9 protein-coding genes and 1 other RNA gene are annotated in these 12,827 nt (G+C 53.6%); 4 read left to right on the top strand and 6 right to left on the bottom strand.

The window, feature by feature from the left end:
* Positions 1-107: 107 nt before the first annotated feature.
* Genes JXQ78_RS05320 through JXQ78_RS05310 form a run of 3 tightly spaced genes read right to left on the bottom strand, consistent with a single transcriptional unit; the run spans position 108 to position 3,416 of the window.
* Positions 108-1,190 carry a sugar ABC transporter permease gene (locus JXQ78_RS05320; RefSeq protein WP_330632441.1) on the bottom strand — a complete coding sequence of 361 codons (1,083 nt, stop codon included), beginning with the start codon at positions 1,188-1,190 and terminating at the stop codon, positions 108-110.
* The gene (locus JXQ78_RS05315) at positions 1,187-2,152 is read right to left on the bottom strand and encodes a carbohydrate ABC transporter permease (RefSeq protein WP_330632440.1); all 966 of its coding nucleotides are present in this window, start codon (positions 2,150-2,152) and stop codon (positions 1,187-1,189) included. Before JXQ78_RS05315 ends, JXQ78_RS05320 begins: the two co-directional genes overlap by 4 nt.
* Position 2,153: 1 nt before the next feature.
* Positions 2,154-3,416, bottom strand: a complete 1,263-nt coding sequence (locus tag JXQ78_RS05310) for a substrate-binding domain-containing protein (protein ID WP_407934037.1) — start codon at positions 3,414-3,416, stop codon at positions 2,154-2,156.
* Positions 3,417-3,638: 222 nt separating this feature from the next.
* Between JXQ78_RS05310 and JXQ78_RS05305 the strand changes: the two genes are divergently transcribed.
* Positions 3,639-4,754 (top strand): ABC transporter ATP-binding protein, encoded by a 1,116-nt coding sequence (locus tag JXQ78_RS05305; RefSeq protein WP_330632438.1) that lies wholly within the window; start codon positions 3,639-3,641, stop codon positions 4,752-4,754.
* Here JXQ78_RS05305 and JXQ78_RS05300 read toward each other — a convergent pair.
* Complete coding sequence (locus tag JXQ78_RS05300; protein WP_330632437.1) at positions 4,728-6,761, bottom strand: glycoside hydrolase family 15 protein; 2,034 nt, start codon at positions 6,759-6,761, stop codon at positions 4,728-4,730. The two genes, JXQ78_RS05305 and JXQ78_RS05300, sit on opposite strands and share 27 nt — an antisense overlap.
* Positions 6,762-6,863: 102 nt before the next feature.
* Between JXQ78_RS05300 and JXQ78_RS05295 the strand changes: the two genes are divergently transcribed.
* Positions 6,864-8,906: an alpha-amylase family glycosyl hydrolase gene (locus tag JXQ78_RS05295; protein WP_330632436.1), complete on the top strand. Its 2,043-nt coding sequence runs from the start codon at positions 6,864-6,866 to the stop codon at positions 8,904-8,906.
* 58 nt (positions 8,907-8,964) lie between these two features.
* Positions 8,965-10,014 carry a TrmB family transcriptional regulator gene (locus JXQ78_RS05290; RefSeq protein WP_330632435.1) on the top strand — a complete coding sequence of 350 codons (1,050 nt, stop codon included), beginning with the start codon at positions 8,965-8,967 and terminating at the stop codon, positions 10,012-10,014.
* Between the two features lie 200 nt (positions 10,015-10,214).
* Here the strand turns inward: JXQ78_RS05290 and JXQ78_RS05285 are convergent, their stop codons facing one another.
* The gene (locus JXQ78_RS05285; RefSeq protein WP_330632434.1) at positions 10,215-11,540 is read right to left on the bottom strand and encodes an outer membrane protein assembly factor BamB family protein; all 1,326 of its coding nucleotides are present in this window, start codon (positions 11,538-11,540) and stop codon (positions 10,215-10,217) included.
* A gap of 168 nt (positions 11,541-11,708) precedes the next feature.
* Between JXQ78_RS05285 and ffs the strand changes: the two genes are divergently transcribed.
* Positions 11,709-12,019, top strand: an RNA gene (gene ffs / locus JXQ78_RS05280) — signal recognition particle sRNA.
* A gap of 61 nt (positions 12,020-12,080) precedes the next feature.
* On the opposite strand, the gene JXQ78_RS05275 is transcribed toward ffs, so the two are convergent.
* Positions 12,081-12,824 carry a protein-L-isoaspartate O-methyltransferase family protein gene (locus JXQ78_RS05275; RefSeq protein ID WP_330632433.1) on the bottom strand — a complete coding sequence of 248 codons (744 nt, stop codon included), beginning with the start codon at positions 12,822-12,824 and terminating at the stop codon, positions 12,081-12,083.
* Between the last annotated feature and the right edge of the window lie 3 nt (positions 12,825-12,827).

The following is a 12,827-nucleotide window of genomic DNA, read 5'->3' as shown; positions in this document are numbered from 1 at the left end:
CTGTTATTTCTGATGGATAACTGGTTGTGCCACCGACTTTTCTGCCAATGACTCGCTCTATATTCCCCTCAGATCCGAAGAAAGCGAGTGTGTTGGGGTCTCACTGATCAGCCTTCGATTCCGCTGAATGAAAGTCCCCCTTCAATATATCGCTGTGCAAACAAATACACCAGCATAATCGGTGTTGCGAAGGTGAGTGCGAATGCTGAAAAGCGTGCCCATGGGATGGAATACTCGCTGACGAGCGAAAACAGGCCAACTGGTAGCGTGTAGTTCTCAGTTCCGAGTAGCGTTTGGGCTACGACGAATTCGGTCCACCCGGTGAGAAACGTGAAGATAAAGACGGTTGCCAGGCCAGCGGCCGAGAGTGGCAGAATGATCTCTGTGACAATCCGCCACGGTGGCGCACCGTCAACAACGGCTGCTTCTTCGTATGAAGCCGGAATTCCATCCATGTACGTTTTCAACAACCATGTGTTGAACGGGACCGCAGTCGCCGCATAATATAATGACAGTCCGAGTTTGCTGTCGGTAATCCCAAACTGCACATACACTGCATACAATCCGATAAGCAGTGCAATACCAAGCCCTCCACCAATTTGTGTCATCAGAACGTACACAAACAGGATCTCCCGACGGAAGATGAACTCTTTCCGTGAGAGCGCGTACGCCGCTGGCACGATTAGACTCATGGAGATGATAACAGTGGGAATAGCGACTGTGATGCTGTTCCAGAGGAATTGTTTGAAATTGGAAGGGTTCTGCACTCCATACTGTGAAACATCGAGCAGGACGATTTCGGGCGTGGTGAACACGACCGCGAGATTCGTGGCCGGTATATTCATAGCAATAGAGTAGGCCGGCACGATGAGATCACCGACCACCCAGAGAAACGGCTGTACAGTCGGATTGCTCGGCAGCAATGAAAGGCCACTAGATGAGTAGATTGAACCGCCCGTCGGAGACAATGCAGCGAGCAGAATCCAGTAGATTGGGAATAAGAGCACGGACACCATAACAAGTGCTCCAGCAGTCGAACCAAGCGTCTTCAGTGGCTGGCTTGGTGGGATTTCTCCGCGTCTGACACCGTTCACTGTGTATCCTATCTCCCGACAGGTATCGAGAAAAATATGTACGGGCAGCAAACATGCTGTGCGAACGTTTCGAACGAGCCGGCGGTACACACTCATTGTTCGGCCACCCCCTCAGCAAGCCTTCCACGTTTGACGTTTACCCACATGAATGCACCAATGAATATAACCGCAACGAGGCTGATGGCTGCTCCTCGACCGTACTCGGAGAACGCCAGTGCTTCCCGATAGCCATACACTACGATAAGCTCGTTCGCGCGTGCTGGTCCGCCCTTGTTGAACACGTATGGGATGAGAAATTGCTGGAACGACGCCGCAGCGGTAAGTATCGACGCGAACAGCACCGGTCGCTTTATTGCGGGGAGTGTAACATGAAGAAAGCGCGCAATGTAGCCCGCTCCGTCGACCATAGCGGCCTCATGCAATTCCGATGGAACGTCCTGGAGTGCGCTAACAGTGATGATGACCATGAATGGATATGAGAGCCATACTTCGGTGATGTTGTACGCGAAAAATGCAGTCCACCGGCCAGAGAGCCATGTCACCGGATCGAGAGATAGCATCGTCAGCAACTGATTCATCAGGCCGAATTCTGCAGAGCTGAAAATTCCCCGCCAAACCGTGATGGTGAATATTGCCGGCAATCCCATTGGAAGAATAATGAGCGACCGTAGCAGACGCTTGCCACGGACACGGTTACTGGTAACGACCAGCGCGATGGCGACGCTGAGACAAATTTTCGCTACGACACTGGTCGCGACGAATAACCACGTCACGCCAAAAGAGTTCCAGAACGCCGAATCGGACAGAACGTCGGTATAGTTTTCTAATCCAACAATCGTTGACTCACCAAAAGTCAGCACTGACACTGCGCCCTCACCAGTGAAGAGTGTCGATGGTGTGGCGTTCGTCAGAGAAATCCCGACGAGATACACGACCGGAAACAGCATGAACGTCGTAAAGACGAACAATCCCGGAAGGACATACAGCAAGGGGAGATCGCGCTCATCGAACACGGGAGATCTCTCCATATAGCGAGCAATGCGAGATATCGTGTTCATTTTACTTTGACCAGCTATCTCGAATTGACGTTGCAGTCTGGTTCAGTACTGCTTTCGGACTCTCTTCGCCGTTGAATACCTTGATCAGCGCAGTCTCCATCTGTGGCCAGACCGTATTCATTTTCGGCCGTATCGGCATTGGCGTTCCCATCTCGACACTCTGTGAGAACGATTTTACTGCCGGTGGAAGCTTCTCGCTTCCAACCAAACTGTTGAGGACTGGAATGCTTCCTTGCTCTTTGGCACGCTTTAAGATGTGGTCTTCGTTCGTGACAAACCACTCGATAAACGTCCGTGCAGCGGCTCCTGCAGTAGTATCCTCCTGCATGGCCGGTGTGAAATACCACAGTGTGATTCCAGTGTATGGTTTTGGAGTCCCCCCGGCTTCTTTTGCTGTTGGGAGCGTCGTGACTTCGTAGTTGATATTTTTCTCATTGAGTGTAGATAGATACCAGGGGCCATTAATGGCGAACGCTGCATTGCCCTCAGCAAAGGCAGCAGCCTGGGGTTCATAGGTTGGATCGCTGGGCATGAACGGCTTAAATGTGTCCAGCGCAAACGAGAGCCCGCGAATCGTCTCTGCTGTGTCAATACCGAGGGCCCTGTCTTTACTCGCATCAAAATAATAGCCGCCAAATGCCTGCAACCAGGCGCTGACAAAATACGGATTGAATGGATAGCTCAATCCGTACTGATTGGCCGATGGATCGTGATACGCTTCCATCATGGATACCATCTCAGATACCGTTTTCGGGGCCTGATCAACGATTTCCGTGTTATAGATAAGAGACACCGTTTCTGCTGAATGGGGGAGCCCGACGAGAGTTCCATCGTACTGCACGGCTTTCGCTGCAGATTCGGTGAACGAATCGAGCGATGTGTTGATTGCATCGCGTTGGTCCACGACGAACGATCGCTGGGAGTAGTCTCCTACCCAGTCGTGAGCCCACTCGAAGGTGTGTGGTCCCTGACCTGTCGGGATAGCGCTCGTCGTCTTCTTTTTAAGATCAGAGATGTCTGAGCCCTCAATGGTGTGTTTCGATTGCTCATTGAATGTTTGAATGACCGATTCCCGTAACGGTAGCTCGGTTTCTGGCAGCATATACCAGGTAGTTGCTGTACTACTCGGGCCATTACTGTCGTCGATCGATCCACTGGTACTACTCTGCGATTTTTGCTCCTGAACGTTAAGACAGCCTGAGAGAGCGGCTGTGGCACCCAGACCACCAATACCTCGTAGAACTCCCCTGCGATTGAGTCTCATGGATGAACGTAAGATGAATTATTCCTTCACATATTAAACCCTTCGAATCATACTGACATTGATTCTCATGAAATCAACACTGTGTCTTTTCTATTGTGGTGAGGAATTTGGGAAAATTGGGTGTCTTCTGGATGGCTTGCTCAAAATCATCTACGAAAAAATTCAACACAAATTATGAGAAATGGGCAAGAGCTATATTTCTTCGTAGACAGAGTCTGCCAGATGGCGACAGTAACGCTCGATGGTTTGCGAAAGGAGTACGACAAAGGGACCGTTACAGCTGTCGACGACGTATCCTTGCAGGTTGCCGACGGCGAATTTGTTACCGTAGTTGGTCCATCGGGGTGTGGTAAATCGACGACGCTTCGAATGATCGCTGGGTTAGAGCAGCCAACGTCCGGCCGGATATCGATCAATGGGGACGATGTGACAGCAGTCTCCGCTCGCCAGCGCGATGTTGCAATGGTGTTTCAAAATTATGCACTGTATCCACACAAAACGGTCAAACAGAACATGGCGTTCGGTTTGCGAATGAGTACGGATCTATCGCGCAACAAATTGGAAAAGAAGGTCCATGAGACGGCCACGATGATGGGGATCGAGTCGTTACTTGATGACCGACCCGGAGAGCTATCTGGCGGACAGAAACAGCGGGTTGCACTCGGGAGAGCAATCGTACGGGAACCGGACGTATTTCTGTTCGATGAACCACTGTCAAACCTTGATGCGAAGCTGCGGACGACGATGCGAACCGAGATCCAGCGGCTACAGGAGACCCTGGATATCACAGCGATCTACGTGACTCACGATCAAGAAGAAGCAATGACGATGGGTGATCGACTTGCCATCTTGAATGATGGAAAACTCCAGCAGACAGGGCCACCAACAGCAGTGTACGAGGACCCAAAAAACGAGTTTGTGGCCAATTTCGTCGGATCGCCGTCGATGAACCTTCTTGATCTGCGTGTCGAAAGAGATTCACATTCAGTTACGCTCTCAAATGGAAATCGGTTCGAATATTCGTTGACCGACGAGCAGGCCAGGCGAATCGATTCGTACACCGGTGATATGGTTCGCTTTGGAATACGTCCCGAAAACGTGATCGTTGGAGAACAGGGAATTGAGACCACGGTGGACGTAATCGAGCCAGTCGGAAGCGACAACTATCTGTATCTCGACCTTCCCGGGGAGTTTATCGCCCGTGTTGACTCGGATCTTGAGCCGGATCGAGGCGAGACGGTACGAGTCACATTTGGAGCGTCCGATGTCCATCTGTTCGATCCAGAGAGTGGGAAATCGATTCTCTCTGAGTCACACCTGTCCACTGTTGCCCTCTAGTTCTGCGGTCAGTTCCAGGTCGAACAGATCTCTTTCGTTCATCAGTGTTATTGTCGCCAGCCGGAGTGCATGCGACCATCCAAGCGGCGTGGCGCTGTCTGGTGTCCCATCGTCAAACATCTGCTCTGGGAGAAAGCCGTTATCGAGACAGAGGGGGCCATCGGGCAGAACCAGTGAAAGAAGCTCGTGGGCAGTGCTTGCGATCTGAGTAGCCCGACCGTCTCCTCCTCGCTCGTTGAGAAGTACAGCCAGCTCCGCTGCTCCATAGGCACCCCACACCGTTGCAACAGTCCAGATCTTTTCGTGTTCCTGGTCACGCTTTCGCCAGTCATCTTCTTCGAACCGAATCAATCCCCGTACAGCACTCGTCTCACGAGTGAGTGTCTCGATAACGGTTGTAATGTGAGAGACGAGCCGATCAACTCGACAGTCACTCAGCTCGCCAACTTGAGCATACGATCGGTGTGCACTGGCGAGTGCAAACGTCGCTGAGTCGGCTCTTGCGTCGAGCACTCCAGCACGGTCGTGGTGGTCCCCATACTCTCGGAGCGCATAGACCCCTCGTTCATCGACCCAGAGATCATCAAGCGCCGAGTAGGTGCTTTTTGCACGCTCCATAGCTCGGGTTTTCATATCCCCCCCTGTCGTCGCTGCAAGCGTTGAGTACGCTTCGAGAAATGTGGCGACCGTGTGGGTAAACCGGCCAGACATGTTCTCCCATGCGTTCTGGCAGGTGACGGGACGGCCATCCTCGGCGAGTGACACATCAAGCCCATCGAGTGCCTGCCGGAGTGTGTCGGAATCGCCACCACTGGTGGCAAGAAACGCAGCTACACTCCCTGTCTGATCGGCCTGATAGCTAACATCACTGCCCGATTCGAGTCTGGCGTTCGCCCATCCTGGTGCAAGTGTGGCGTCGAACGGCCAGACGCGATGTGGCCACGTCCCGTCTTCCAGCTGTGTCTGTTCGTACACCGCCACACTCCGTGAGTGCCACTGGTCAAGACCGAGTTCTAACTGTTGATCAACGTCGAACAGAAACCGAGATATTTCGGCATCATCACGGAACCACGAATATCCATACCCACCAGAGTGAGCGTAATACGGATCGAAGTCGGGACCGGCAATCCGTAGCCCCGTATCGCCTGATAATAACGAAAGCACTCTGAAATCGGCGGCGATCGCCGTAGTGTGTGGCAACTCGTGGTCAACCACTGGCTCAACCTCTCGTTCGGCGGCCTTCGTAAGCGACGTTTGATCGTGACCACGTGCCGCTTCTCGAACTGTCTTGAGGGCGGTGGCTCGCGAAGCCGCAGTGCGTGTCGTTAATAGTGTAACTAGTGTCGCTTCACCAGTACTGGGAACAACGCCGATGAAATCCCCGCTCAACTGGGCTTCACTCGAGTGGCGTTCGGAGCCAGATCGTGACCGGGATGTGGCTGTGTTCTTGGATGTCGCTTCGAAGCCACCAAATGGGATCCCACGTAGCGTCTCGAATCCTGGATCACTTGCGATGTAATCGACCTCCTCCGAATGATGAATCTCAACAGCATCTTCGTGATGGAGCTGTCCAACACGGGTGCTGCGCCCCTCTGGGGACATCTCCATGTTGACAACGATTTCAACCGATTCATTTTCACTATCAAAATGCGTTATATGCTGGTCATCGAGCGTCAGATCATACTGCTGAATCCGTCCGTGCTCTGTCTCATGCTCAGTTACAACTAGCGAGGTGCCAGCAAGATAGTGCTGGGTAGCGTTCGAGCCGTTAAACCAGGTCACATTCTCGCCTGCGTTGTCTGGACGAAGACCGAACCGTGACCGGGTTATGCCAGTTAAACCGATGAGTGGATAACTAAAATCCCGAATCGAACCGTCCGACTCAACATGCACAAGCCGACCGCAGTGGCCAGAGAACCGTCCAGTCGTTGTGCGGCGCTCTCCAGGAAATTCCGTCGATGAATTCTGGTGGCGCTTACAATCGTCTACCGCGTCGATAAATCGCATTATGTGGATGTCCATACCGGCACTAATAACTGTGCTGTAATTGTTTTTCACAGATTTCACACGAACCGGAATAGTCAAACGTGTGACCTGCAACCGGAAACTATGCACCATCCAGGTCCGCCTCGGTTCGTCTATGTGGGTGACTCCGTGGAACTCGCACCACGGGCTCCGGATCCGGACGCACCGTATTCGTGGCGGGTGATCAGCCGTCCAGATAATAGCACGACAGCCGTCGGCAACACGCCGGTTATCCATCTCACCCCGGATGTTCCAGGCGTCTACCGAGTAGCACTTGATGGTCCTGATGGCACTCACACACAGACCGTTCGGGCCGTTTCAGATCCACGGAAAACGGCACAGTTTTGTGTTTCTACCGACGCTGTTGCAAGAGATATCAATGGGACCAACCCTCCCAGCGTTATTGGGCAGTTCAATGATTTCACAATGGGGTCCCATTTCGCCCAGTCCACGGACAATACGTGGAAACTCGATGTGTCACTTCCCCCTGGCGAGCATGAGGCAATTTTCGTGTTCGACGATTCGTTCGAATCGTGTGTGTCTACCACAACCACCGTTTCCGGACCGGGACGTCCTCGTCTACGCCTTGATGGACACCGAGATGGGGACACGATTATCGTGTCTGCAACGACTGTCACCGCCCCTGGTGGAACAGAACCCGACGTAGAGTTTTATCTCGACGACCGGGACGAACTCAGTGACACAGCTGTAACCATTGACGGATCGGCGCTTCGGGTCTCGGCCGACGCTCTTCCATCCCTGGCCCGTATTCATGCCGTCGCCATTGGTGAGCGCCATAGCATCGCTGATACGCTCATCATCCATGATGCTGTGTCATTCGAGCGACCGGCGGATCCACCAGAGTGGATTCACGACGCGGTCATCTACGAAATCTTTGTCCGTGAGTTCGCTGGTCCGGACGTGGACACGACGTTCGAAGCAATCGAACGACGGGTACCGTATCTCGAGTGGCTTGGTGTCGATGCTGTCTGGCTGACGCCGGTTGTAGAAAGTCCAACCAGACATGGATATCATATCACCAACTTCTTTGACACCGCTTCAGATCTGGGATCACGCAGGGAATTTCAGTCGCTCATTGACCGATTCCATGCAGCCGATATCAGAGTGATCTTTGATCTGGTACTCAATCATACTTCCAGGGACCATCCTTCGTTCCAACTCCATCGGGCAGGCGTTCCTGCGTATGACGCTCACTATGAGCGCGTTCCCGACGCCAGTGATACGTCTTCGGTGAACTGGTCGGGAGATGATGCGCCAGGATACTACTTCAATTGGACACGGATTCCGAATCTGAACTATGATTCACTTCCCGTTCGTGATTGGATGCTCTCTGTGGTCGATGAGTGGGCACCACTGGTTGATGGGTTTCGGTGTGATGTTGCGTGGGGTGTTCCGCATGGTTTCTGGAAGGAGCTGCGAGACCGCTTGAAAGCCCGTGATACGGACTTTGTACTGCTAGATGAAACCGTTCCGCGAGATCCCGCGTTCCGTGAAAACGAGTTTGATGTTCACTACGATACTGATTTGTACTCACAACTTCGTGCGATCGGAACCGGTTCTGAACCCGCGCCTACACTGTTCGACGCGCTTGCTGCGTCCCGACGACAGGGCTATCCCAGCGAAGCACTCCACATGCGCTATGTCGAAAATCACGATGAAGAGCGCTATTCGACCGAGTGCACGGCTGGTGCATTGCGAGCTGCTGTGGCGGCAACACTCACGCTCCCCGGTGTGCCAATGATCTACTACGGTCAGGAACGCGGCGTCACCGATCAACGAGGACCGATGCGGTGGCACGACGGTGACGCTGCCCTGACTGCGTTCCATCGACGCCTCATTGCCCTCCGAACGGAGCATTCGGCCCTTCGGTCCGCCGGTGTTGAGCGTGTTGACTGTTCGACTATCTCTGGTGATCCGAACCGTATCGTCGCCTATGAACGCTCCGATGAGACTGAAACGCTACTCGTGGTGTTGAATTTCGGCCAATCGCCTGCGACCGTCGCGCTTTCTCAATCGACCGAATCGACTGATCTTATCACTGGATCGACAGTACGAACTGATGATGGGATACACCTTTCAGACGTCGTAATTCTGCAAGCACGGTAATGTGGAGATAGAATGGTTTCACCGAGTGATGTAAGTGCTGCCCGAATGCAGTGTGTGCATGGACGATACATCGCTTGAGGAGTTGCTGGAACGGCTGGGATTTTCAGCCAAGGAAGTGGACACGTATCTCGCTATCTTGCAGCTCGGTGAGGCAAAAGCCAGCACCATTGCAGACGAATCAGGTGTCTCGAAGCGATATGTCTACAGCATCGCTGATCGGCTGTCTGACAGAGGATTTGTGGAAGTGAATGACCACGTTGTTCCGACCACTATCAGGGCTCATCCGCCCGAACATGTGGTCAACGTTTTGGCTGACAATCTCGAACAGATGCAACCAGCACTCGAATCACACTTCTCAGAGTCGTCTCCACAAACTGACCAGTTCGAAGTCGTAAAGTCCCGGGTAACGGTCCTCAAGCGCATTGGGACTTTGCTTGGCCAGGCAAAGACGGAGATTACGCTTTCTGTTCCACATGATATCTTGGATGAAGTAAAGGACGATCTTCGTGGGGCTCTCGAGCGAGACGTTCTTGTTCTCTTGCTCGTGACACGTGTTAGCGAGGATATGGAGGTAGATTTTGAAGGAGTTGCCTCGGTTGGTCGAGCATGGGCCCAACCAATGCCAACGATGCTTACGATCGACCAGACGACTGGTCTGGTGGTTCCGGATGAAATGCTTTCCCGGTCTAATAGCTCAAATCGCGCTATCGTCTTCGAACAAGAACAGCTTGGGCCGGTTATCGTCGGTTCATATCTTGGAAACTACTTTCCGATGGCGACCGAGCGGTATGTCACAGAGCCCACAGTGCTTCCGAAAACCTATCGGAACTTCCGTCACACAGTGTTGCAGGCAGCACTTCATCTTCGCGCCGATCGACCGATTCGAGCACGGATAACCGGGAGTGATCGCCTAGACAATAACGCACCGACCGAAATTGAGGGAGATATTGTCGACGTACGTCAGTCGCTGATTGAGCCACAAACGAGCTCGTTCCCCGTCGAAAATACATTATTCATCGAAACTGCTGATGATACCTACAGTGTCGGTGGTGAGGGGGCATTTATTGAGGATATTGAAGCCACGACTGTGGAACTGTCCGCGGAGTGATGGACATCTAGTAAGGGATCCAGTCTCTCATACACAGCTACTGCCGTTATTCGTACGGTATTGACAGAAACGAATAAATTGAAAATTGGTAATCACGACCAGTCCACAGGTTGGCCGGCAGATCGCAACGGAACTGGGCCGCGATCCCGAAGCGACGATGAACTCCTCGACGCCGAAAGTGAGCGTGGTCCAGTCTGGGATTAGCGCTCGCCACCAAGTGAGATGAGCGATATCTCGTCGAGGTTCTCTCCGGAATCCGTTCGCTTTGTACGGGTTGCTTTCACAAGCACTTCTTCATTGAGCGGGATGAGATCTCCTTTCAGATATCCCCTATCAGTCACGGCGAACTCCGTTTCGAGCGATCCAGTTGCAGCGTCGTACACCTTCACGCCGTTCGTCGAGCGGCCATAGAGATATCCATCCACGTAGTGAAGCGGTCGCGTACTGTCTGGATTGTTCCAGTTGCTGGTGCCAGTTTTCACGTCGAGTGCATACAGGGTCTCGCCAATCGTGGCGTAGGCTACAGAATCATGGACGGCAGGGAGTGAGGTCGTATCTACGTGTGCCATGCTCGCGGACTCACCGCGCTTTTTCCATAACATCTCACCAGAAGAGGAATCGAGCGCATAGAGCTGTTTTTCTGTAACGGCAAATACAACCTCTGCGGTCGCAACCATTCTGGGATACGTCCCCTCGATCGGCGTGTTCCATTCCATCTCTCCGCTGTCAGCGCCATACGCTTTGATTCGGGGCTGTGCAGAGTTCCCATGTAATAGATCGACTGGCACATACACTCGCCCACCGGCCACTGCGTGTGGTGTGTGAATCCCACGGAAATCTTCCGAAACAACCGCTTTTTCCCATATGACCGACCCATCAGACGCGTCGAGAACGGCGAACTGGGTCTGCTCGTTTCCGCGGTGAACGAATAACCGTCCACCGTTCACTACGGTTTGTTCTGCCCGTCCCTGTATTTCCCATTCCACCGCTCCGCTTGTTGCGGTGATCGATCTGAACGTTTCTCCACAGACGTATACTGATCCGTCACTGACTGCCAGGCTTGAATAGACGTAGTTATTGACAGATTGCTCCCATTCGATTGTGCCATCAATCTGTGATCTGGCGCGGAGCACGTCTTCTTCGTCGGACTGCGTTGTGATCTCGTAGAAATACTCCCCATCTGCAACGATTTCGGTGGCAATGTCCCCGGTCCGTTTCTCTTTCGTGAAGGTTTTTCGCCACTGTTCGGTGAAATCCGTTGTGGGAAGTGATCGGCCAGTCACAGCGAAGGTGTTTCCACTCGTTCCGCCGAACTGTGGCCAGCCAGCAACGGCTGATTCGACCGGTTCTGTCTCTGTTTTCTCAGGCGAATCGGTGGCCGTCTGTGACGACGGCTCTGTCGGTGTGTTTTCCTGTGTCGGTGTCTTCGAATTCGGTGGAGTGGATGTGCTGTCCTTTGGTGGTTGGGCTGCCGACCCGTCATCACCTGTCAGACAGCCTGCCAGCAACGAGACAGTTCCGCCCATCGAGAGCAACCATTGCCGCCGTGAGAAATCCCTCATACGGGAAAAATTGGTGGGGTGATAATGTGTTTTCTGGCCTCTTCTGTCACCTTTCTCAGAACTCATTCTGTCGTCACCTGTGTTCTAAATCGCGGTACCGAAAGGGGTTTATGCTGGTCACGATTACACTCAGAATGGACTAGGTCGGGCAGTTAGGCCCTGCTCGGAACCCACGAGATAGTCTTCAGTGGGGGCCGAATCCGGGTGCGTCCGGTCCAACCGGAGCGGGCCCTGCAAGCTAACGTAGAAGCCTCGTCCGTCGGGGGCAGCGGTCCACTACTGCCTGCCTGCAGGGGCAGCGTAGTGTGGTTAATCGTGGACACCCCGTCAGGCGCGGAAGCGAGCAGCGGATCCGCGAACATCTGTCGCTCGACGGGTCGCGGGGTGGAGGAAGTACGCAGCATTCCCCGTTTCGGAACGTCGGGCAACCCCGTTGTCCGTATTCATACAATTTTCACAACCGAGAGTCACAACTCTCTCTTTCGTCCCAACGTTCGATGGCAATCATTGTGTCCAGTCGATCCAGTTGTGCTCCCAGCCCGATTGCCGGGTGAGCTCGCGGGCTGCGAACTCCTGGTCCTCTCGGTGCGTTCGGTTTCGCTCGATCGTTCCGTGTTGTTCGCCTTCGAGTAACAGCGGATTGAACGACACCCGACCGAATTCACCCACGCGCTCGCCATCACGGTCGTATCGGGCGAGAATCTGTGACTGCGTTCCCGTTGGAAGGACGAGTATCCCATCGTCGTTCAGTTGTGCGAGCAACGTGGCAGGTGGCCGAACGGCGGCCGCTTCCACCAGGATGCGATCGTACGGAGCGTAGGGTGCATAGCCGTCTGTTCCGTCGGCTCGATCGACGAGTACGTCACCGTAGCCAGCTCGATCGAGATTTCGGCGGGCGATCGTCACGAGCTGTCGATCGATGTCGATTGCCTGGACGTTTTCGGCACCCACGATTTCAGCTACGATGGCCACAGTGTAGCCAACGCCGCTGCCGACGATCAGTACGGACTCACCAGGTGTGGGTGAGAGCGCCTCAAGAAGCTGCCCAACGCGCGACGGTGAAAGAATCCGACTGCCTGCTTGCTCAAACGACTGATCGGTGTAGGCCTGTTCGTCCCGGTCGCTCGGCACGAACAGTTCTCGGGGGACGGTCCGCATCGCCACGCTGATGGCCGCAGACTCGAGATATCCTTTCGCTTCGTGCTCGAGGCTTGCCACCATTTCGTCTCGCATCGCCGCCCGGTCCATATG

Origin of the sequence: Halocatena halophila (assembly GCA_027563145.1) — an archaeon.
Lineage (GTDB): Archaea > Halobacteriota > Halobacteria > Halobacteriales > Haloarculaceae > Halocatena > Halocatena halophila.
This window is presented reverse-complemented; position numbering and strand designations above follow the sequence as displayed.

What these genes read in the sequence shown, in the direction of transcription:
- JXQ78_RS05320 (WP_330632441.1), bottom strand. Translation starts at nt 1,190, where the DNA reads ATGAGTGTGTACCGCCGGCTCGTTCGAAACGTTCGCACAGCATGTTTG.
- JXQ78_RS05315 (WP_330632440.1), bottom strand. Translation starts at nt 2,152, where the DNA reads ATGAACACGATATCTCGCATTGCTCGCTATATGGAGAGATCTCCCGTG.
- JXQ78_RS05310 (WP_407934037.1), bottom strand. Translation starts at nt 3,416, where the DNA reads ATGAGACTCAATCGCAGGGGAGTTCTACGAGGTATTGGTGGTCTGGGT.
- JXQ78_RS05305 (WP_330632438.1), top strand. Translation starts at nt 3,639, where the DNA reads ATGGCGACAGTAACGCTCGATGGTTTGCGAAAGGAGTACGACAAAGGG.
- JXQ78_RS05300 (WP_330632437.1), bottom strand. Translation starts at nt 6,761, where the DNA reads ATGCGATTTATCGACGCGGTAGACGATTGTAAGCGCCACCAGAATTCA.
- JXQ78_RS05295 (WP_330632436.1), top strand. Translation starts at nt 6,864, where the DNA reads ATGCACCATCCAGGTCCGCCTCGGTTCGTCTATGTGGGTGACTCCGTG.
- JXQ78_RS05290 (WP_330632435.1), top strand. Translation starts at nt 8,965, where the DNA reads ATGGACGATACATCGCTTGAGGAGTTGCTGGAACGGCTGGGATTTTCA.
- JXQ78_RS05285 (WP_330632434.1), bottom strand. Translation starts at nt 11,540, where the DNA reads ATGGGCGGAACTGTCTCGTTGCTGGCAGGCTGTCTGACAGGTGATGAC.
- JXQ78_RS05275 (WP_330632433.1), bottom strand. Translation starts at nt 12,824, where the DNA reads ATGGACCGGGCGGCGATGCGAGACGAAATGGTGGCAAGCCTCGAGCAC.